This is a genomic window from Micromonospora foliorum, assembly GCF_022229015.1.
GTDB classification, from domain to species: domain Bacteria; phylum Actinomycetota; class Actinomycetes; order Mycobacteriales; family Micromonosporaceae; genus Micromonospora; species Micromonospora foliorum.
The window spans coordinates 1-20,653 of sequence record NZ_JAKKFF010000109.1 but is presented as its reverse complement, the minus strand read 5'-3'; the positions used below and the strand labels follow the sequence as shown (position 1 = coordinate 20,653).

Here is a 20,653-nt window from a genome sequence, read left to right as displayed (position 1 = left end):
CGCCCGGCGAGGCCGCCCGGCGCGATGATCGACTCGGGTTTCAGGAAGGCGCGGTATCCCGGCGCCTACAACCCCGCGACTTCAAGGAAGCCGAGTCGATCAAGCGGCGTTCGGGCGACCGCACGAACAGCCCCGGACGGAAGGCCCCAACGTCGGGAGGCCGCGACGTCGGGAGGCCGCGACGTCGGGAGGCCGCGACGTCGGGAGGCCGCGACGTCGGGAGGCCGGGCTGGGCGCTGGTCAGCGGCGGACGACTCGGCGGGGCTTGGCCGCCTTGACCTCGGCGTACCGCTTGAGCTGCTGAGAGCGGTAGTCACGGCCGAGCGCGGTGAGCACCAGATAGCCGATCAGCAACCCGGCGCCGGTGGCGAGCAGGTAGAGCCAGATCTGGGCGAAGAACGTCGCCGCACCGCCGGCGAACGGGTTGTGACCGACCAGCAGGGGCCCGACCAGCACGGTCAGCAGCATCGCCACCGGCACCACGAGGGCCATGTCGGCAGCCCAGCCCGCCAGCGGTCGGCGACGACCCCAGCGGAAGGCGACCACGGCGAGGATCAGCCCGATCACCGTGAACATCGCCAGCGACACCCGGTCGGCGGCGGTGTCGTCACCGTCGAAGCCGAACCGGGTGATCAGTCGGGCGACCACGTTGACCGCGAACAGCGCTGCTACCAGCACCCCGAGGTCACGCCACCGCTTGTCCATCGCCGGACCCTCCTGCCGTACGCCCCGTCGCGGGGTTCGCATCTCTGGCAGGAATATCTACCACCCTTACCTGGGAAACGTCATCACCCAAAAGCAGGCCGACAGCAACCCGGAAGCAACGCGGCATCAGCCGCCGAGCATGGGCGGCTGCGGGGCGAGGATCTGCCGGAAGCCCATCACCGCGAAGGTCATCGCGCCGACCACGATCATGGCCAGCCCGACCCAGTTGTCGCCGGCCAGGAGCAGATCGCCCTCGTTGGTCCGGATAGCGGCGACCGCCATCAGCGCGAACCACGGCACCGCCGGCAGCGCCACCGCCCAGCGACGGCCGACCGCCTCGTACGCGAACCAGCTCAGCACGATGTTGGCGCCGATGGCGAGGAGTACCGACACGCCGATCAGTTGCCCGCCGACGCGGACCGTGGCGAGCAGCAGCTCCAGCACGCCGGTCAGCACTCCGGCGAGGACCACGACGATCGCACCGACCAGCCGGACGCCCAGGTCCAGCAGTCGCGGTGGGGGCCCCGCCGGGGGCGGGGCTTCCTGGTCGTCCACGACCGTCATCGGTGCGGCCGGCAGGGTCACCGGAGACCCGCCGCCGCGACCGGGGACCGGTCCGGGGCGGTCTCCGCGGATAGGCCGGCGAAGAGGTCGTTCTCCCAGCCGTACGGGCCGGCGCCCGGGCCCTTCTCGCCGACCGCGAGGGTGAAGTACTCCACGCCCATGAACTCGCCGCCGAAGTTGCCGGCGATCGCGTAGAGCCAGGAGTTGGCCGGGATCTGCGTGGCGTGCGCCCGCATCGCGGCCTCCTTGGCCGTGTGCTGGTCGGTGGCGTCGATCCGGGCGGCGATCTGCGCGTCCGGGGTGCCGAAGGGCAGGTCGGCGATGTCCTCGATGCCGCCGAACGGGTTGTCGGAGGACTCGGCGAAGTGCGTCATGCCGGCCTCCAGGACGCTGAGCGGCATGGCCGTCCAGTAGACCTTCAGCGGGGCGCAACCCTCGGCCTCGGCCAGCTCGACGGCGCGCATGGCCACCCGGTGCGCCTGGATGTGGTCGGGGTGGCCGTAGAAGCCGTTCGGGTCGTACGTGATGAGCACCTGCGGTCGTACCTCTCGCATGATCTCCACGAGATGCCCGGCGGCCTCGTCGAGGTCGGCCTGCCAGAAGGCGCGGGGGTGCTCGTTTGTCGCGAGCCCCATCATTCCGGAGTCGCGGTAGCGGCCGGCGCCGCCGAGGAAGCGGTGGTCGCTGACGCCGAGCGCGGCGCACGCGGCGGCCAGTTCGGCGATCCGGTACCCACCGAGCTGGTCGGCCTCGGCGGCGGCGAGCTGGGCCAGGGCGGGCACGTGGATCTCGCCCTCCTCGCCAAGCGTGCAGGTCACCAGCGTGACGTGCGCGCCGTCGGCGGCGTAGTGGGCCATCGTCGAGCCGGTGCCGATCGACTCGTCGTCGGGGTGCGCGTGGACCAGCAGCAGGCGGCGGTCGGGCAGCATCGTCACGACGGTCACTCTAACTGGCGGTTCGGCCCGGCCAACGCTGACGCGTCCGCCCAGGTCGGCCACATCACCTCCGCTCCGGCTCTACGATTTGGCGTGTGGACTTTCCGGAGCTGGCCGCCCGCACCCGCCGGTTCAGCCACGGCGCGCCACGCGCTGTCTCGGTGGCTGAGGACGGCTCCCGGGTGATCTTCCTGCGCTCCGCCGGTCCCGAGGATCCGGCGGACGCGCTCTGGCTGTTGGATGTGGCCACCGGCGAGGAGCGGCTGGTCGCCGACCCGGCGACCCTGCTTGGCGAGGACGGGGACGTCCGGTCCCTCTCCCCCGGTGAACGCGCGCTGCGCGAGCGGCTGCGGCTCAGCGCCGCCGGCATCGGCTCGTACGCCTTGGACGCGGCCGGCCGGGTTGCGGTGTTCGCGCTCGCCGGGCGGTTGTTCCGGGCCGATCTGGTGCACGGGGACGTGGTGGAGGTGGCGGCCGTCGGCCCGGTGCTCGACCCTCGTCCGGACCCGAGCGGGCAGTGCCTGGCGTACGTGACGGACGCGGCCGAGGGTGTGCGCCGGGGTGAGCTGCGGGTGATCGACCCGGACGGCACCGACACCCTGCTGGCCGGCGAGGACGCCGGGGTGAGCTGGGGGTTGGCCGAGCACATCGCGGCGGAGGAGTTCGGCCGGTTCCGGGGTTACTGGTGGGCGCCGGACGGCCGCTCGGTGCTCGCCGCCCGGGTCGACGAGTCCCGGCTGGAACGGTGGCACCTGCACGACCCGGCGGAGCCGGCCAGCGCGCCGACCGCCGTCGCGTACCCCCGGGCTGGTGGGCCGAACGCCGAGGTCAGCCTGCACCTGCTGGACCTGGACGACGGCTGGGTCGACGTGCACTGGGACCGGGAGACCTACCCGTACCTGACCGGAGTCAGCTGGGGTGAGGGCAGCCCGTTGATCACGGTGCTGCGCCGCTCGCAGCAGCACGGGCTGGTGCTGGCGGTGGACCCGCGGACGGGTGAGACGCAGGTGCACGCCGAGCTGGCCGATCCGCGCTGGGTCGAACCGATCGCCGGCACCCCGGCCCACCTGCCGGACGGCCGGGTGCTGGTCGGTGGGGAGCTGGCCCACGACGGCTACGACGCCCGGTGCCTGTTCGCCGACGGCACCCTGCTCACCCCGCCGTCGCTGTACGTCCGGCGGGTGGTGGGCCGGCTGCCGGCCGCCGCCGGCCCGGCCGACCTGCTGGTGGAGGCGAGCGACGGCGAGCCGAGCGAGCGGCACCTGTTCCGGGTCCGCACCACCATCGGCGGAGGGGTGGACGCGCGTCGGCTCACCACCGACTCCGGTTGGTACACCGCCGCGGTGGGCGGGGACGTGCTGGCCGTTGGCGTCGCGTCGCTGGACCATGCCGGGGTGCGCTGGACGGTGCGCCGCAGCGATCAGGAGATCGCCGAGCTGCGCTCGTTCGCCGCCACCCCGCCGTACTCTCCGCTGCCCCTGCTGGAACGGGTGACAGATCGGCGGCTGCCGGCGGCGGTGCTCTACCCGGACAACCACGTGACGGGCCGGCGGCTGCCGGTGCTGCTGGACATCTACGGCGGCCCCGGGCACCAGGAGGTCGTGGCGGCGCGGGCCGCGTGGTTGGAGCGGCAGTGGTGGGCCGACGCCGGGTTCGCGGTGGTCACCATCGACAACCGGGGTACGCCGGGCGTGGCGCCGTCGTTCGAGAAGGCGATCCACCGGCGGGTCGCCGACGTGATCCTGACCGACCAGATCGACGCGCTGACCGCGCTCGCCGGTAAGCACCCGGACCTGGATCTGGGCCGGGTGGGGGTGCGTGGTTGGTCGTTCGGCGGGTGGCTGGCCGGGTTGGCGGTGCTGCGCCACCCGGAGCTGTTCAAGTGCGGGATCGCGGGCGCCCCGGTGACCGACTGGGCGCTGTACGACACCGCGTACACCGAGCGTTATCTGGGGTTGCCGGAAGACGGCCTGGACATCTACGCGCACCACTCGCTTGTCGAGTTGGCCGCCGAACCGGTCACCGGGCCGGACCAGGCCCGCCCGTTGCTGCTGGTGCACGGCATGGCCGACGACAACGTGGTGGCCGCGCACACGCTCCGGCTCTCCGCGGCCCTGCTGAGCAGCGGCCGGCCGCACGCCGTGCTGCCGTTGACCGGGGCCACCCACCTGGCCGCGAACGGCACCGCCGAGCGGCTGCTCCCCCTGGAACTCGACTTCCTCCGCACCCATCTGCGGTAAGCAGCATTCGATAAGTGAGTCGGCACACCGAGCCCTCCGCCGAATGCCATGCTGGCGTCAATCGAGGACTGGCGTCGAACGCCCATCTTCCACGGCGTACGCGCCCGCAGAAATCACGCCGAGGGTCGTGGGGGTCAGAGTCAGCGAGACAACCCCGCCGGGCAGCGTCCGCGCGCTCCCTTCGGGGGTTGCGAAGGTCGCGGGCGTCGCTCCGTCCGGGAACAGGCGCTTTCCGGCTCCGACGACGACCGGGTACTGGAGCAGCCGGTAGAGATCGACAAGTCCGGCCTGGTGCAGTGCCTGCACGAGCTTCCAACTGCCGTGGACCTGGAGCTCCTTGCCAGGAAGCTCCTTGAGTCGGCGCACGTCGTCGACGACGCCAGTGCGGAGGACCGTCGTCGGGCTCCAGTCGGCTTCCCTGTCCGTCAACGTCTTGCTGACGACATACTTTGGCAGCGTATTCAGCTTGGTGGCGATCAGGTCGCCGGACGCGGTGACCTTCGGCCAGTACCCGCCGAGCAGGCCGTAGCTGGTGCGGCCGAAGAGGAATGCGTCCGCTTCACGGAACCAGCCCTCGACGACCTCGTTGGCGTGCACGGACGCATGAGGGACGAGCCACCCGCCCCGGTCGAAGCCGCCCGAGCGGTCCTCGTCGGGAGCTCCCGGCCCTTGCACGATTCCGTCGAGACTGACGAAGACGTTGACGCTGAGCAGCAAGGTTCTCCTCCGAATTTCGCATCGCGACAGCCGCCGGGGCGACGGCGATCGGAGGTTAGCTGCCTGGCCACGGGCCGATCTTGTACAAGAACGACATCCTCGCGTCGTCGCCCGCCTGCAGCCCCCGCGCGGTGCGCCCGACGTAGCGCCGCAGCGCATGTGCCAGGTGAGCCTGGTCGAAGTACCCCAGTGCCTCGACAACGGTGGGCCAGTCGCGCCCATCACGCAGCATCGTGGCTGCGGCGTTCACGCGGTCTATCTGCCTCACCGCCGTTTGCGAGAGGCCGGTGATCGCGAGGTATCGCCGCTGAAGGGTCCGTTTGGACGGGTGGCCCTGGAGGTGCCCGGTGAAGTGCTCCTCAACCTTCAGACGTGATCGCACCAGCACGCCTGCGTCCCGCAGGCGCCGGACGAACTGCTCGACGTTCTCGTACGTCGGCGCTTCCCAGTCTTCGCCGCCGATGACCACCCGGCCCGAGTCCGTCACCGGGAAGGGCACGTACCCGTCGACGATCGAGGCTGCGGGATGCGGCCGAAGGACGGTGCCTAGAGTGAGCCGGATACCGAGGAACTCGGCGTTCGGCGGGACCGGCGCAGTGGTCGCCCTGGTCTCCGGCCCGCGCAGGCTCGCGAGTAGCTGCCCCTGCATCCGCGTGAGTATCAGTTGGCAGCACGTACGCGCCGCGGATGTCATCGTGTCTTCGGCATCGCTACAGGTGCGCCACACACGGTCGACGACGCTCACGTCCGTCTCGGTGTCACGGTGCTCGAATCGCAAGCCCAAGGCCTCCTCCACACGATCCGGCGGCAGGGACAATGCAGCGGTGTCGGATTCCACGAACCCGCTCGCCTACCGCCTCATCACCGGGCCCGATGATGCCGAATTCTGCGCCCGCGTCAGCGCGCTTCTCGATCAGGGCTATCAGCTGCACGGGTCGCCGGCGCTGACCTTCGACGGCGAACGCGTCATCGCCGGTCAAGCGTTGGTGCTGTCGCACTCTGTCGGCTCCGAGACGCCCGAGGAAAGCGCCAGGTAGAGACGCCCTGGAACCCGACTTCCCCCGTACCCGTCTGAGGTGAACCCGCCATGCCCGCAACACCTGGCCGCTGACGATCACCAACGTTCCACGAGGTGTTCCCGGCCCTGCGGCGGATCGTACGGTTCGGGCCAGTAGTCGATGATCTTGTTGATCAGCCCACGCTCGGACATCTCCAGCCAGACACACGCGTCCTGCTGCTCGTCACCGACGCGAACGTCGAGCAAGAGGGCAGCGAGGCGGCCATCGGCGATCACCCGGCGCGGCCGCAGGTGCCAGTCGCCGGGATACTCGGTGTTGAACCGCAGGAACGCGTCCTTGCCGCGAATGCGCTCCCGCGTCTGCGGCATCTCGTAGACCACGTCATCGGTGAGCAGGGCGGCCACTCCGGGCCAGTCGCGGCGCTCCAGAAGATCGACGTAGGCGTGGGCGGCCTGCCGGGCCATCAAGGTGTCGTCCACGACGCGGACCCTAGCCCCCGCCAGCGACAATATGGCGAGCCCGCGGCGGGCTCAACACCGGGCGAGACGACTTCCTAAGTTCTCAGGGGCGTGCGTCGTATTGGGTGCGGGCTTCGAAGACGCGGTCCATGTGCGTCTCCGCCCAGTTCTTGATCGCGATCATGACCGGGAACAGCTCATGGCCGAGCGGGGTGAGCTCGTAGTCGACGCGGACCGGCACCGAGGCGGTGACCGTGCGGGTGACCAGGCCGTCGCGCTCCAGCGTCCGCAGGGTCTGGGTGAGCATCTTCTGGCTGACGCCGGCGATGCGCTGGGCGAGCTCGCCGTGCCGCCGCGGGCCGTCGACGAGCGCTGGGATCACCAGGGCGACCCACTTGTCGGTGAGCCTGCTCAGCAGCTCACGGGTCGGGCACTGTTCCAGGAACGCGTCGTAGTCGCGTTTGGCCTGTTCGCGGCGTTGCGCCGCGGTCGACGTCGCCATCTTGCCTCCCTTTGGTGCCCTAGGCACTTTACGGTACCTACTTTCTCATAGTGCCGACGATTCGTACGGTCGTGGTGATCACGAAATCCCACGAAGGAGACGACGATGCGCGCAGTCAGCTATGACAAGTTCGGAGGGCCGGAGGTCCTGCACGTGGCCGAGGTGCCGGTGCCCGAGCCCGGACCGGGGCAGGTGCGGGTGCGGGTCGCGGCGTCAGTTGTCCATCCGGTCGATCTGATGGTCCGCTCCGGTCGGTTCCCGGCCCCGCTGCCGACCGGTCTGCCGTACACGCCCGGCTGGGACGTTGCCGGCAGCGTCGACGCGGTCGGCCCGTCGGTCGACGAGTTCACGATCGGCGACGAGGTCATCGGCTTCTCGCCGTGGCTACAGACAACGGCCGGCGCCCACGCCGAGTACGTGGTCCTCGACGCCGCCTGGCTGACCCCCGCGCCGGCCGGCGTCCCCGCCACCGAGGCGGCGACCCTGCCCACCAATGGCCTCGCCGCCGCCCAGGCACTCGACCTGCTCGCGCTCCCGGCGGGTTCGACAGTGCTCGTCACCGGCGCCGCCGGACAGGTCGGTGGGTTCGTCCTGGCGCTGGCCCGGGCGACCGGTCTGCACGCCACGGGGCTCGCCGGGGCCGACGACCGCGAGTTCGTCGAGTCGCTGGGCGCGGCGTTCCTGTCGCGCGCCGACGATCCGACGGGCACGTTCGACGCGGTCGTCGACCTGGCGGTGATCGGGTCCTCGCTGCTGGACCTCGTCCGGGACGGCGGCGGCTACGTGGCCGCGTCACCCCCGCTCCGCCCGGAGCCGGTGCGCGGGATCCGAACCTTCGCGCTGGAGGTGCTACCGGACGGAACGCGGCTGGGCGAACTGGTCAAGCTGGTCACCAGCGGCGACATCCCGCTCCGGGTCGCCGACGTGTACCGCTTCGCCGACGCGGCGGCCGCCCACGAGCGGCTGGCCCAGGGCGGCGTCCGCGGCGGCGTGGTGATCGTCCCCTGATCCGCGGCGGAAGCTCGATGAGGGGCTTGTATCTCAAGCCGCTTGAGATCGCATAGTGGGCGTCGTGGACAGAAACGAGCTGTACGCCATCGGAGATGTCGCCCGGCGGACCGGCCTGAGCGTCAGCGCGGTCCGGTACTACGCGGACGTCGGTGTCGTCACGCCGGCCGCCAGCACCCCGTCCGGCCACCGCCTGTACGACGTGTCGGCCATCGCCCGGCTGGAACTGGTCCGGACGCTACGGGAACTCGACGCCGGCCTGGACGAGATCCGGCGGGTGCTGGCCGGAGAGGCGACGCTGCGCGAGCTGGCCACCACCCACCTGGCCCTGCTGGCCCGGCAGGAGGCACGGCTGCGCAGCCGCCGCGCGGTGCTGTCGGCCATCCTGCGGCAGGACTCCACGGCCGAGCAGGTCACGCTGATGCACAAGCTGGTTGGCCTGTCGGACGAGGAACGTGACCGGCTAATCGACGAGTTCTGGACCGAGGTTTCCGCCGGCTGGGAGCCGCCGGAACGGATGGTCGCGTGGTGGCGGGCGGCCCGTCCGGAGTTGCCCGACCATCCCAGCGCGGCCCAGTTGGAGGCGTGGATCGAGCTGGCCGAGCTGGTCCGGGACGCCGAGGTCCGCCAGGCCGTACGCCGTGAGCTGCACGAGGCGTGCACCACCGGGGCCGGGCCGCTGATGACCTCGTCGCCGATGCTGGACGCCCTGGAAGCGGGCGCGGCGATCGGCCAGCCGGTGATGGACGCGGCGCGCGAGCGGGTGCCGCCGGACTCGCCAAGGGGCCGGGAGATCGCCGACCAGTGGATAGGGTGGCTGACCGGCATCTTCGCGACGCCGGACAGCCCCGGGATCCCGGACACGCCCGAATTCCGGATCCAGACGGCCGACCAGATGCGCAAGGGCGCGGAGTGGGACCGTACGCCGCCGGAAGGGCCGTTCGACCGGTACATGGAACTGGTCACCGTCGTGAACGACGCGCCGCCGGAACGGTTCCCGTACGAGTGGCTGGCCGACGCACTGCGCGCGTCCGCCGTGCCGGCTTCCTGATCGGCGATACGCGGCGCGCGCCCTCCCAAGATCGCGCTCGATCCAGGATCGAGTGGTATCCCGGCGCGAATTAGCCACTCGATCCAGGATCGAGCGTGACCTTGGGCGCCATCTGGGGGAACCGCCGCGCTCACAGCACCCCGAGGCCGATGGCGAGCTGGGTGATCGTCGGTGGGGCGCCCGGGTCGCGTGCGACCTGGACGACCACTTCCCGGGCGGCCGGCCGGAAGCGGATCTCGGCGGGCGCGATGCTGTCGGCCCGCAACAGGACCCGGGCCGAGCTGGTGGTCCCGTGAATGGTTCTCGCCGACCCGGAGAGCAACGAGTTCTGCCTCCTCACCCCAGCCTGACCCGAACGCTCACGTCACGCTGGCTCGATGGGCAGATACAGTTCGCACGTCGCGGTGCTGAAGTCCTCCGCGCGTTCGAGGATGGCGACCATCGAGGGGCCCGGCCGCAGTCGCCACGGGTTGGAGGGGAACCACTCGCTGGCGGTCGCCGCCCAGGTGTTCTGCAGTGCCTGCGGGTAAGGTCCGGCGGTGCGGAAGACCGCCCACTGGCCGGCCGGCACCTCGATGGCGTCCAGGTCGTCCGGGACCGGCGTGTTCCGGGACACCGCCACCCCGTGCAGGTAGGTCAGTTCGCTGCCCTCGGCGGCCTCGGCGTCGAGGTCGTCGCTGACCTGGAGCAGTCCGCCCGGTTCGGTGTCGCTGAGCGCCTTGAGCCGGAGATGCTCCTGCGGTGGCAGTCCGGTGATGTGCTGCTGGATGTACGGGTTGATGCCCCGGTGGATGAGCGGGACCCGGGCGGCGTGTCCGACGAGCCGGAACGCGGGGCGGTCGACGATGCGGGTGTCCATGGAGATGCTCCCTTCGACGGTCAGGCGGAACCTGAGCTGCGGTTGTGTGCGAAGGGGGCCTCCCTCTCGGCGTACGTCACCGGGGCTGGCGCCGTGGACGGCCCGGAACGCCCGGCCGAACGCCTCGGTCGAGCCGTATCCGTGCCGGACGGCGATGCTGAGCAGGTCGCCCTCACCCCGAACGACGTCGGCGGCGGCGACGGTCATGCGGCGTCGGCGCACGTACTCGGACAGCGTCATGCCGGCCAACGACGAGAACATCCGGCGCAGGTGGTATTCGGTGGTGCCGAGTGCCCTGGCCACGCCGTTGACGTCGAACTCCTCGGTGAGGTGCTCTTCGAGCTGGTCGACAAGCTGGTTGAGTGCCGCGATCACGAGGCCTCCCTTCGACGTCGAGCCTGGCCGAAGGACCCTGCCCAGCACCCGACCGTAGCGGTCCGATCCGATCAGGCCCCCGGACTCCCGAACGACGACAGGGGTCCCCTCCCGACGGCGTTGTCGGGAGGGGACCCCTGTCTGTCTGCGGTGTGACTTACGGCTTGACGTGCGCGTTCACGAACGACGGGTAGCCGAAGACGCTGGAGATGAAGATCCCGCCGGCCTTGGACCCGTGCACGTTGTAGGCAACGTCCACGAAGAGCGGCACCACCGGCGCGTGCTCCTTCATGATCCGCTCGTCGAGCTTGGCCCACTCCGGGCCCTGGTCGGCTGCGGGCATGGCCTGGATGCGGTCCATCTCGGCGTTGATCGCCGGGTCGTTGAAGTAGGCCTGGTTGCTGTTGCCCTCGGCCTTGATCGAGCGGCCGTCGTAGAGCACCGGCAGGATCGACGCCCCGCTCGGCCAGTCCGCCGCCCAGTTACCGAGGTACAGGTCCCAGGGGTTGTTCTTCTTCTTGATCTCGTCGAGCTTCGCGTCGTCGGAGATGTTTCGCAGCGTGATCTTGAAGCCGGCCCGCTCCAGGTTGGCCTTGAGCTGGGCGCCCTGCTGTTGCTCGGTGGAGTTGTCGGCGACACCGAGGACCAGCTCCGGCGTCTTCCCGCCGAGCAGTTCCTTGGCCTTGTCGACGTTGCCGTTGGCACCCGCCGGGTACGCGTCGTACGCCTTGTAGCCGATGGTGGCCGACGGCATCAGCGTGGTCAGCGGCGCGGCGACGGTCTGCCCGCCCATCGCCTTGATCAGACCCTCGCGGTCGATGGCGTAGTTCAACGCCTGGCGGACCTTCAGGTCGGTGACCCGCTGGTTGTTGATCACGAGCTGGTTGGCGCTCGGCGTCGGCGAGAGGATCGTCCGCGACTTGAGGGTGGCGTCGCCGGCCACCTTGGCGACCAGCGAGGCGGGCACAGTGTTGAAGGCGAGGGCGCTCTGGTCGGCGCCGTTGTCGGCGATCACCCGGTTGTTGGCGGCGTCCGCGGTCGGGCCGAAGCTCCAGACGAACTGGTCCGGGTACTGGTGCCGGACCGGGTCGGTCTTCGGGTCCCAGTTGGGGTTGCGGTCCAGGGTGAGCTGCACCCCGACCTGGTTCTTGGCGACCTTGTACGGGCCGGACGAGAACGGCTGCTTGTCCAGGTCGACGCCGGTGTCCTTGTCGGCGGGCAGCGGCGCGGTGGTCGGCAGCGAGACCGCGAACGGCAGGTCACAGCGGGGCTTGGCGAATTCGAAGCGCAGCGTCTTGGCGTCCGGCGTGGAGAGGCCCGGCGGCAGCGACGTCTTGTTCTTCTTGAAGTCCCACTTGGTGTCGAACTGCGCGGTGTCGGCCAGCCACTCCTGGATGTAGGTCGGGCCGCCGGACAGGTCCGGGTCGAAGGACCGGGCGATGCCGTACGCGATCTCCTTGGAGGTGATCGGACGGCCGTCCTCGAACTTCACCCCGTCCTTGATCGTGAATTCCCAGACCTTGCAGTCGTTGTTGACGTTCTTGCCCGGCGTCTCGGCCAGGTCGCCGACCAGGACCAGGCCGCCCTTGCCGTCGTCCTTCCAGGTGGTCAGGTAGCGCGACCACAGGGGGTTTGCCATCAGACCGGCGAACGAGTACGTCCGCTGCGGGTCGAGGTGGGAGATCGGCGACTCCCGGATGACGCTGAAGACGCCGCCCTTCGCAGCACCGCTCACCTCGGCCGCCGGCCCCTGCGAGTCCTTGGGGTCGGTCGCGATGACCCCGGTCTGCTTCCGGTCGGTGTCCACCGTGGTGCCCTCGCCCGTGTTCTTCGAGCACGCACCCAATGCCACAACCAGAGCGATCGCGCCGCCTGCGGCAACCGCCACGCGTGGTCGCATGAAGTACCTCCTTCACCCATGTGCCGTGCGGTTTCGTCGGGGCGAGAACCGCCGACGTCCCGAGGATCGTAAGGAAGAAAACCTACGAGTTGTGTAACAGTTGTCGATAACTTTCGCCACCGGCCCAGCCCCCGGTCACCCGCTGGACACCTACCGGGTCAGCGCAGCCGCACCCGGGGGTCGATGGCCGCGTAGAGCAGGTCCACCAGCACGTTCGCCAGCACCACGAAGACCGCGGCGATCAGCACGGTGGCCATGATGGTGGGCAAATCACCCGAGCGCACCGCGTCCACCGCCGTACGCCCCAGCCCCTGGATGCCGAACGTCGTCTCGGTGATCACCGTTCCGCCCAGCGCCCCGCCCACGTCCAGCCCGGCGATCGTCACCACCGGGGTGATCGCCGCGCGCAGCGCGTGTCGCCCGTACACCTTGGGTTTGGCCAGGCCCTTGGCCCGCGCGGTCCGGACGAAGTCCTCCGACAGCGTCTCCAACATCTGGGCCCGCGACAACCGGGCGTAGATGGCCGAGAAGAGGAAGGCAAGCGCCACCCAGGCCAGCACCAACCCACTGGCCCACTTCGCCGGGTTGTCGAAGATGGAGGTGTAGCTCGGCACCGGCAGCAGCCGCAGGTTGTAGACGAACACCAGCAGCAGCACCGCACCCACGAAGTACAGCTGCAACGATGCGCCGGTCAGGGAGAAGCCGATCGCCAGCCGGTCCAGCCAGGTGCCCCGACGCAGGGCGGACACCATGCCGAGCCCCACGCCGAGCAGCAGCCAGAGGACGGCCGCCGGGATCACGATGCTCAGCGTCACCGGCAGCACCCGGGCGATGGTGTCCGAGACCGCCTCGTTGGTGACGTACGACCAGCCCAGGCAGGGCGCGTCGCACCGGCCACCCTGGGCGCTGCCCAGGTCCCGACCGGTCACGATGCCCTTCATGTAACCGGCGTACTGGCTGATCAGCGGGTCGTTCAGGCCCAGGTCGTCGCGGACCCGCTCCAGCCGTTCCGGGTTGCAGTTCTTCGAGCAGATACTGCTGACCGGGTCGCGGGGCAGGGCGAAGAACATCAGGAACGTCAACACGCTCACCGCGAAGAGGGTCAGCGTGGCGGAGAAGAGTCGCTTGAGCAGAAATCGCGCCATGATTTTGACCCCTACCGGGACGACTTCGGGTCGAGCGCGTCCCGCAACGCGTCGCCGAAGAGGTTGAAGGCGAACACCAGCGCGAAGATCATGATGCCCGGGAAGAACACGTACGCCGGGTCGGTCTGGAGGAAGTCCAGACTGCGGTAGATCATTCGGCCGAAGCTCGGCGTCTCGTCGCTGAGGCCGACGCCGATGAACGACAGCGCCGCCTCGCTGGTGATGAACTGCGGCACGGCCAGGGAGAACGACACCAGGATCGGCGCCCAGATGTTCGGCAGCAACTGCCGGAAGAGCATGTGCCCCAGCCCGGCGCCGCTGGCCCGGGCCGCCTCCACGAACTCCCGCTCGCGCAACGCGATCACCTGCCCGCGGACCAGCCGGGCCGTGCTGGTCCAGCCGAAGATCGCGAAGACGGCGATCAGCACCCCCACCCCGAAGGCGGACGACACCTGGCCCCGCTCACCGTAGAAGCGCAGCGTGATGGTGGGCGTGAGCGCCAGCGCGATGATGAGGAAGGGCATGGCCAGGGTCAGGTCGGTGATCCAGTTGATCACCGCGTCGAGCCAGCCGCCGAGGTAGCCGGCGAGCGCGCCCAGCACGATCCCGATCGTCGCGGTGATCAGGGCCGCCGCGAACGCGATGAACAGCGAGGTCCGCAGCCCGTAGATCAGCCGGATGAAGATGTCCCGGCCCAACCCCGGCTCCAGACCGAACCAGTGCTCGCCGCTGACACCGCCGGCGTAACCCAGGGGCATGCCGAAGCCGTCCAGCAGGTTCTGGAACTGCTCCCGCGGGCCGATCCCGTAGACCATCTCGATCAGCGGGGCCGCCAACCCCAACAGCAGGAAGAAGACCAGGAGTACGCCGCTGACCATCGCCGTCCGGTCGCGGCGCAGCCGCAGCCAGGCGAGCTGACCGGGTGAGCGGCCGACGACGCCCTTCGTGGCGGGCCCGCCCGGGTCGGTGCCGGACTCGATCTCGGCCAGCGCCACACCCTCCACCGGGGAGAGGCTCACGACGACACCTCCTCGACGTTCGCTTCGGCCCCGCGACCCGCCGGCTCGACGCCGCTCACGGTGGCCTCCGCCACCGAGCCGGCGGCGACTGGTTCCGGGCTCGTGCCGGCCGCTTCCCCTTCCGGGCTCGTGCCGGCTCCTTCCCCTTCGGGGAAGTGACACGCGGTGGCCTGCCGGCCGCCGTCGCGCGGGATCAGCGCGGGTTCCTCGGTGGCGCAGATGTCCTGCGCCTTCCAGCACCGGGTACGGAACCGGCAGCCCGACGGCGGGTCCAGCGGAGTGGGCACGTCACCTGTCAGCCGGATCCGACCCGCCGGGCCGAGCTGGGTGACGTCCGGGATCGCCGAGAGCAACGCCCGGGTGTACGGGTGCTGCGGGCGCTCGTAGATGTCCGCCCGGTCACCGATCTCCACGATCCGGCCCAGGTACATGACCGCGACCCGCTGGCAGAAGTGCCGGACCACGGCCAGGTCGTGCGCGATGAACACGAACGCCAGGCCGAGCTCCCGTTGCAGGTCGCGCAGCAGGTTGACGACCTGCGCCTGGATCGAGACGTCCAGCGCGCTCACCGGCTCGTCCGCGACGATCAGCTTCGGCCGCAGGGCCAACGCGCGGGCGATGCCGATGCGCTGGCGCTGACCACCGGAGAACTCGTGCGGGTACCGGTTGTAGTGCTCCGGGTTCAGCCCGACCAGCTCCAGCAACTCCTGCACCCGGGCCTTGATCCCACCCGGCGGCTTGATGCCGTTGACCTGCAGCGGCATCGCCACGATCCGGCCCACGGTGTGCCGAGGGTTCAGCGAGGCGTACGGGTCCTGGAAGATGATCTGAAGTTCCTGGCGCAGCGGGCGCAACTCGCGGCGGCCGGCGTGCGTGATGTCCCGCCCGTCGAACTCGATGCTGCCGCTCGTCGGCTCCAGCAGCCGCACCAGCATCCGGCCGGTGGTGGTCTTGCCGCAGCCCGACTCCCCCACCAGGCCGAGCGTCTCGCCCGGGCGCACGTCGAAGTCGAGCCCGTCCACCGCTCGCACCAGACCGGTGGCGCGCAACCCCTGGCGTACCGGGAAGTGCTTGGTCAGGCCGCGTACCCGCAGCAGTGGTTTGTCGGTCATCGGGCCACCCCCACGGATGCGATGTCCTCGGCGTAGAACGTGGCGCGCTCCTCGGCGCGGAGGTGGCAGGCGACCAGATGGCCGTCGGCCCCGGCTGGGCGCAGTTCCGGGACCTCGGTGCGGGACCGGCTGCCGGCACGGTCCGCGTACCGGCAGCGTGGGTGGAACGCGCAGCCCGACGGCAGGTTGATCAGGCTGGGCGGGTTGCCGGGAATGGGCACCAGGTCCGCGTCCGCGTCGCCGTGCAGCGACGGCACGCTGGAGAGCAACCCCCAGGTGTACGGGTGCTGCGGCGCGCGGAGCACCTGCTCGACGCTGCCCCGCTCGACGGCACGCCCGCCGTACATGACCAGCACGTCGTCGGCGACCTGGCCGACCACGCCGAGGTCGTGGGTGATCAGGATGATCGCGGAGTGGAACTCGGCCTGCAGGTCGGCGAGCAGGTCCAGGATCTGCGCCTGCACGGTGACGTCCAGCGCCGTGGTCGGCTCGTCGGCGATCAGCAGCGCCGGGTCGTTGACCAGCGACATCGCAATCATCGCCCGCTGGCGCATCCCGCCGGAAAACTCGTGCGGGTACTGGTCGAAGCGGCGCGCCGGCTGCGGGATGCCGACCCGGTCCAACATGTCGACCGCCCGCTGACGGGCCTCGCGCCGGTTGGCCTTCGGGTGGTGCACCCGGTACGCCTCGGCGATCTGCCGGCCTACCGTGTAGTACGGGTGCAGCGCCGACAGTGGATCCTGGAAGATCATCGCCATGTCCCGGCCGCGCAGCCGGCGTACCTCCTCGTCCGGAAGGCCGACCACCTGCCGGCCACCGACGGAGATCTCTCCGGTGATGGTGGTCCGCTTCGGGTCGTGCAGGCCGAGGATGGCCAGCGAGGTGACGCTCTTGCCGGACCCGGACTCACCGACGATGCCGAGGGTGCGGCCCCGCTCGACGGCGAACGACACCCCGTCGACCGCGCGTACCACGCCGTCCTCGGTGTCGAACCGGACCCGAAGGTCACGCACCCGCAGGTAGGCGTCCTGGTCGGAGCGCTGTGCCGGCACGGCGGGGCGGTCGTCCGGTTCGCCGGACGGCAACGGTTCCGAGCTGTCCACGGCCACCTCCCTCAGTGACGAAGGGAACTTACAGGAAAGTCCCGAGGGTGAAAATAAGCTACAAAGTCGGCACGTGTCAGCGGGCCCGAGCGTAACGAGTCGGCATCGGCCCCGCACCCCCGTCACCTCGCCATCCACGCCCGTTCATCTCGCGCCTCGCGCCCCGCGCCCCGCGCCCCGCGCCCCGCGCCCCGCGCCCCGCGCCAAGATCTCCGCAACTTCCCCGAAGTTGCTGCCTCCGACGCGCCAGAGACAGCAACATCCCTGATACTGCGCGGATCTTGATGACAGACACCGCCCCCGAGAGAGGGAGCGGGGTCTGGTGCGCCCACCGCCACCAAGGTCACGCTCGAACCAGGATGTAGTGGCATCGCCGACGCCCCGATACCACTACATCCAGGATGTTGCGCGATCTTGCGGGTCGCGGAGCGACGCGGGCGGCGCGGAGCGGGAGCGGACGACGCCGGCGGCGTCAAGGTCGTGCTCGAACCAGGATGTTGCGGCCACGCAGCTCCGGGAAACCACTACATCTACGATCGAGCGCGATCTTGTTGGCTCAACCTTGCCGATCAACCGTCTGAGCGGACATTTCCATCTCGTGCTCGCACGTCGGGTGCGACCTCATCGAACCGGAGTGGGCTGCACTGGGCCGGTGATTCCCGTCGGCATTCTTGGCCACGCGCTGCCATGGACCGAGTCGGAGTATCTCGCCCTTGGTGAGACCGCCCAGCGGATCGAACTCCTCGACGGCAGCCGGCTCATCGGACCACCGCCGTCGGTCCGGCACCAGGTGATCGTCGGTGGCCTGGCAGCCTCGTTGGAACCCGGCTGCGCAGCAGCGGACCGCACCCTGCTCCCGGTGATCAACCTGCGGCTGAACAGCACACGGATCCTCAACCCCGATCTGGTGGTGACGGCGGAGCTGGATCTCACGGCCGACTGCGTGCCGGCGGACGCGGTCCTGCTGGTCGGTGAGGTCAGCGCACCACACACCGCCACCATTGACCGGGTGCTGAAGCCGCACCTGTACGCCGCAGCCGGGGTCGGGTGGTATCTGCTCGTCGAGCAGGAAAGCCTGACCGTGAACCTCTACCAGCTACAGGGCGCCCACTACGTGGAGCGGTCGACGACCAAGGCCGGCGAGGCGTTGGAGTTGGCGGAGCCGGTGCGGGCCACCATCCGGCCGGAGGATCTGCTCGCCTGACGGGTGTCGGCCGGCTGGCCTAGGGTCGGTCCATGACCGAGTTCGACGCGGCCACCGCCGCCGTCCAGGCCGCCCTCGACGCGGGCGCCCGGTACGCCGACGCCCGGGTGATGCACCGCCGCTACGAGTCGATGACCGCGCGCAACGGTGACGTGGAGGAGCTGACCCAGGACGAGAGCATCGGGCTCGGGGTCCGAGCGTTGGTCGGGGCGAGTTGGGGCTTCCACGCCGTACCCGATCTGTCGGACGCCGCCGCCCGCGACGCCGGCCGGCGTGCAACGCGGACCGCCATGGCGAGCGCGCGGGTGCCGGGCCCTCCGGTCGACCTGGTGCCGGTCGAGGCGGTCACCGCGAGCTGGGCCTCCGGCTGCCAGATCGACCCGCTCGGGGTGCCCCTGTCGGCCAAGGGCGATCTGCTTGTCGACGCGACCCGCACGATGGCCGAGCACGGCGCGGACCTGGCCGAGGGCCTGTACCAGATCTGGGACACCACGAAGTGGTTCGTCTCCAGCGAGGGCCACCGGATCGACCAGCGGATCCGCGAGTGCGGCGGCGGCATCTCGGCCACCTCGATCGGCGACGGCGAGACGCAGCGCCGGTCCTGGCCGAGCTACCGGGGCCAGTACGGCACCACCGGGTGGGAGCTGGTCGAGTCGTTGGATCTGGCCGCGCACGCCGCGCAGATCGCCGAGGAGTCCAGGGCGCTGCTCACCGCGCCGCCCTGCCCGGCCGGCGAGACGGATCTGATCCTCGGTGGTGAGCAGTTGGCCCTGCAGATCCACGAGTCGGTCGGGCACGCCATCGAACTGGACCGGATCCTCGGCTGGGAGGCCGCGTTCGCCGGTACGTCCTGGTTGGACCTCGCCCAGCTCGGGTCGCTGCGCTACGGCTCGGAGCTGATGAACATCACCATCGACCCGACGATCCCGGGTGCGCTCGGCAGCTTCGGCTTCGACGACGAGGGTTCGCCCGCGGTCAAGCGGGACGCGGTCCGGGACGGGCGGTGGGTGGGCGTGCTCGCCGGCCGGGATTCCGCCGCGATGGCCAGCCTCGACTACGGCGGCAGCGTACGGGCCGACGGGTGGGCCCGGCTACCGATGGTGCGGATGACCAACGTCGGCCTGGAACCCGGCCCGCACACGCTGGAGGAGATCATCGCGGCCACCGACGACGGCGTGCTGATGGACCTCAACCGGTCCTGGTCGATCGACGACAAGCGACTCAACTTCCAGTTCGGCTGCGAGGTCGGCTGGGAGATCAAGAAGGGGCGGCGGGGGCGGATGCTGCGCAACCCCACGTACACCGGGATCGGCCCCCTGTTCTGGCGCTCGATGGACATGCTCTCCGGCGAGACGGTCTCCTGGGGGACGCCCAACTGCGGCAAGGGCCAGCCCGGCCAGATCGGGCACACCGGCCACCCGGCCGCGCCGGCCCGGTTCCGCAACGTCCGGGTGGGGGTTTCAGCGTGAGCGCGAGGAGTGAGGTTGAGCTGGCCGGGCAGGTGGTGGAGCTGGTTCGGCGTATCGGCGGGCCGGCCGCGCAGGCCGAGGCGGTGGTGACGCGGGCGGACCTGGCGCTGACCCGGTTCGCCAACTCGGGCATCCATCAGAACGTCTCCGAGTCGACGGTCGGGGTCCGGCTGCGGGTGCACGTCGACGGTAGGACGGCCGCCGGTGGCGGCAGCGTGGTCACCGCCGACGGTTTGACCGCCCTGGTGGAGCGCACCCTGACCGCGGCGCGGCTCTGCCCGCCCGACCCGGGCTGGCCGGGGCTGGCCCCACCAATGCCCACGCCGGACGCGCCGCCCGTCGACGAGGCCACCGCGCACGCCGAGCCGGATCAGCGGGCCGACCGGGTGGGGGCGTTCGTGGCCGCTGCCGGGGGCCTCAGCACCGCCGGTTACTGCCGCACCGCGCACCGTTCGTCGGCGTTCGCCAACTCGGCCGGGCACTCGGCGTACGGCCGCTCGGTGGAGGCGGCGATGGACGGCATCGCCCGCCGCGACGGCGCGGACGGGGTGGCCCGACGCAGCGCCGACCGACTGGCCGACCTCGACGGCGCCGAGTTGGGCGCGCAGGCGGCGGCGAAGGCGCGGGCGGCGGCCGACCCGGTGGAGCTGCCGCCGGGGCACTACGAGGTGGTGTTCGAGCCGGCCGCCGTTGCGGACCTCCTGCAGAACCTGTCCTTCTACGGCTTCAACGGCAAGCGGTACGCCGAGCGGCAGTCGTTCGCCGATCCGGGCGCGGCCCAGTTCGACCGGGCGGTGACCCTGGTGGACGACCCGCTGGGCGGGTCCGGGTTGCCGTTCGACGCGGAGGGCACCGGTCGACGGGCGTTGACGCTTGTCGAGGCGGGCACCACCCGGGCGGTGGCGCACGATCGCCGGACCGCCGCCGAGGCGGGCGCGGAGTCCACCGGGCACGCGGTCGCGGGGGGTGCCACCTGGGGCCCGATGCCCCGCAACCTGCGGCTGAGCGGCGCGGTGGCGGGCCCGGCCAGTGCGGTGGGCCGGAGCACCACCGGTGCGGCGGCCGGAGCGGTCGTCGACGCGGACACCGCCGCGTTGGTGGCCGGCGTACGCCGAGGGCTGCTGGTCACCGACCTCTGGTACACGCGGGTGCTCGACCCGAAGAGCCTCGTCGTCACCGGGCTGACCCGCAACGGCGTCTGGCTGATCGAGGACGGCACGGTCGTCCGGGCGGTCCGTGACCTGCGGTTCACCGAGTCGTACCCGAGG

Annotated in this window: 21 protein-coding genes; 7 read left to right on the top strand and 14 right to left on the bottom strand. The window is 70.7% G+C overall.

Annotated elements, in window-relative coordinates; all coding sequences use genetic code 11:
- Window positions 1-240 precede the first annotated feature (240 nt).
- The 3 genes from PSH25_RS10060 to mshB all read right to left on the bottom strand — a co-directional run bounded on the left by PSH25_RS10060 (window position 241) and on the right by mshB (window position 2,213).
- Entirely contained in the window at window positions 241-705 is a 465-nt protein-coding gene (locus tag PSH25_RS10060) for a hypothetical protein (RefSeq protein ID WP_091406199.1), read from the bottom strand.
- A 126-nt stretch (window positions 706-831) separates the two neighbouring features.
- Window positions 832-1,269, bottom strand: coding sequence for a hypothetical protein (locus PSH25_RS10055; protein WP_238658765.1), 438 nt, complete (start codon window positions 1,267-1,269; stop codon window positions 832-834).
- Window positions 1,270-1,286: 17 nt separating this feature from the next.
- On the bottom strand, window positions 1,287-2,213 hold the full coding sequence (gene mshB / locus PSH25_RS10050) for an N-acetyl-1-D-myo-inositol-2-amino-2-deoxy-alpha-D-glucopyranoside deacetylase (protein ID WP_238658764.1): 927 nt from the start codon (window positions 2,211-2,213) through the stop codon (window positions 1,287-1,289).
- 86 nt (window positions 2,214-2,299) lie between these two features.
- On the opposite strand from mshB, the gene PSH25_RS10045 reads away from it, so the two are divergent.
- Window positions 2,300-4,444, top strand: a complete 2,145-nt coding sequence (locus tag PSH25_RS10045; protein ID WP_238658763.1) for a S9 family peptidase — start codon at window positions 2,300-2,302, stop codon at window positions 4,442-4,444.
- Between the two features lie 57 nt (window positions 4,445-4,501).
- Here PSH25_RS10045 and PSH25_RS10040 read toward each other — a convergent pair whose 3' ends face one another.
- Complete coding sequence (locus PSH25_RS10040; protein WP_238658762.1) at window positions 4,502-5,161, bottom strand: dihydrofolate reductase family protein; 660 nt, start codon at window positions 5,159-5,161, stop codon at window positions 4,502-4,504.
- Between the two features lie 55 nt (window positions 5,162-5,216).
- On the bottom strand, window positions 5,217-5,999 hold the full coding sequence (locus tag PSH25_RS10035; protein ID WP_238658761.1) for a helix-turn-helix domain-containing protein: 783 nt from the start codon (window positions 5,997-5,999) through the stop codon (window positions 5,217-5,219).
- Between PSH25_RS10035 and PSH25_RS33930 the strand changes: the two genes are divergently transcribed.
- Window positions 5,986-6,198, top strand: coding sequence for a DUF1737 domain-containing protein (locus tag PSH25_RS33930; protein ID WP_238658760.1), 213 nt, complete (start codon window positions 5,986-5,988; stop codon window positions 6,196-6,198). The genes PSH25_RS10035 and PSH25_RS33930 overlap by 14 nt on opposite strands.
- 77 nt (window positions 6,199-6,275) lie before the next feature.
- Here the strand turns inward: PSH25_RS33930 and PSH25_RS10025 are convergent, their stop codons facing one another.
- Together PSH25_RS10025 and PSH25_RS10020 are read right to left on the bottom strand one after the other, a co-directional pair.
- Window positions 6,276-6,644 (bottom strand): nuclear transport factor 2 family protein, encoded by a 369-nt coding sequence (locus PSH25_RS10025; RefSeq protein WP_274527256.1) that lies wholly within the window; start codon window positions 6,642-6,644, stop codon window positions 6,276-6,278.
- Between the two features lie 97 nt (window positions 6,645-6,741).
- Window positions 6,742-7,140 carry a winged helix-turn-helix transcriptional regulator gene (locus PSH25_RS10020; protein WP_238658758.1) on the bottom strand — a complete coding sequence of 133 codons (399 nt, stop codon included), beginning with the start codon at window positions 7,138-7,140 and terminating at the stop codon, window positions 6,742-6,744.
- Between the two features lie 105 nt (window positions 7,141-7,245).
- Here PSH25_RS10020 and PSH25_RS10015 point away from each other — a divergent pair, with 105 nt between their 5' ends.
- Complete coding sequence (locus tag PSH25_RS10015; protein WP_238658757.1) at window positions 7,246-8,148, top strand: NADP-dependent oxidoreductase; 903 nt, start codon at window positions 7,246-7,248, stop codon at window positions 8,146-8,148.
- Between the two features lie 64 nt (window positions 8,149-8,212).
- Window positions 8,213-9,199: a MerR family transcriptional regulator gene (locus tag PSH25_RS10010; protein WP_238658756.1), complete on the top strand. Its 987-nt coding sequence runs from the start codon at window positions 8,213-8,215 to the stop codon at window positions 9,197-9,199.
- A 130-nt stretch (window positions 9,200-9,329) separates the two neighbouring features.
- Here the strand turns inward: PSH25_RS10010 and PSH25_RS10005 are convergent, their stop codons facing one another.
- From PSH25_RS10005 to PSH25_RS09975, 7 genes are all read right to left on the bottom strand, one after another.
- Complete coding sequence (locus tag PSH25_RS10005) at window positions 9,330-9,539, bottom strand: hypothetical protein (RefSeq protein WP_238658755.1); 210 nt, start codon at window positions 9,537-9,539, stop codon at window positions 9,330-9,332.
- A 24-nt stretch (window positions 9,540-9,563) separates the two neighbouring features.
- Window positions 9,564-10,433: an AraC family transcriptional regulator gene (locus PSH25_RS10000; protein WP_238658754.1), complete on the bottom strand. Its 870-nt coding sequence runs from the start codon at window positions 10,431-10,433 to the stop codon at window positions 9,564-9,566.
- 157 nt (window positions 10,434-10,590) lie between these two features.
- Window positions 10,591-12,333: an ABC transporter substrate-binding protein gene (locus PSH25_RS09995; protein WP_238658753.1), complete on the bottom strand. Its 1,743-nt coding sequence runs from the start codon at window positions 12,331-12,333 to the stop codon at window positions 10,591-10,593.
- A gap of 158 nt (window positions 12,334-12,491) precedes the next feature.
- Window positions 12,492-13,478, bottom strand: a complete 987-nt coding sequence (locus PSH25_RS09990; RefSeq protein WP_130404423.1) for an ABC transporter permease — start codon at window positions 13,476-13,478, stop codon at window positions 12,492-12,494.
- Window positions 13,479-13,489: 11 nt separating this feature from the next.
- Complete coding sequence (locus PSH25_RS09985; RefSeq protein WP_238658752.1) at window positions 13,490-14,497, bottom strand: ABC transporter permease; 1,008 nt, start codon at window positions 14,495-14,497, stop codon at window positions 13,490-13,492.
- Window positions 14,494-15,609, bottom strand: coding sequence for an ABC transporter ATP-binding protein (locus tag PSH25_RS09980; RefSeq protein ID WP_238658751.1), 1,116 nt, complete (start codon window positions 15,607-15,609; stop codon window positions 14,494-14,496). The genes PSH25_RS09985 and PSH25_RS09980 overlap by 4 nt, the downstream gene beginning before the upstream one ends.
- Window positions 15,606-16,661: an ABC transporter ATP-binding protein gene (locus PSH25_RS09975; RefSeq protein WP_238658767.1), complete on the bottom strand. Its 1,056-nt coding sequence runs from the start codon at window positions 16,659-16,661 to the stop codon at window positions 15,606-15,608. Before PSH25_RS09975 ends, PSH25_RS09980 begins: the two co-directional genes overlap by 4 nt.
- 703 nt (window positions 16,662-17,364) lie before the next feature.
- On the opposite strand from PSH25_RS09975, the gene PSH25_RS09970 reads away from it, so the two are divergent.
- The 3 genes from PSH25_RS09970 to PSH25_RS09960 all read left to right on the top strand — a co-directional run.
- A complete protein-coding gene (locus PSH25_RS09970; protein WP_238658750.1) occupies window positions 17,365-17,916 on the top strand; it encodes a Uma2 family endonuclease in 552 nt (183 codons plus the stop codon).
- Window positions 17,917-17,948: 32 nt separating this feature from the next.
- Window positions 17,949-19,385: a TldD/PmbA family protein gene (locus tag PSH25_RS09965; RefSeq protein ID WP_238658749.1), complete on the top strand. Its 1,437-nt coding sequence runs from the start codon at window positions 17,949-17,951 to the stop codon at window positions 19,383-19,385.
- Window positions 19,382-20,653, top strand: a 1,272-nt coding sequence (locus PSH25_RS09960) for a TldD/PmbA family protein (protein ID WP_372492759.1), incomplete at its 3' end; no start/stop codon positions are given. The genes PSH25_RS09965 and PSH25_RS09960, both read left to right, overlap by 4 nt.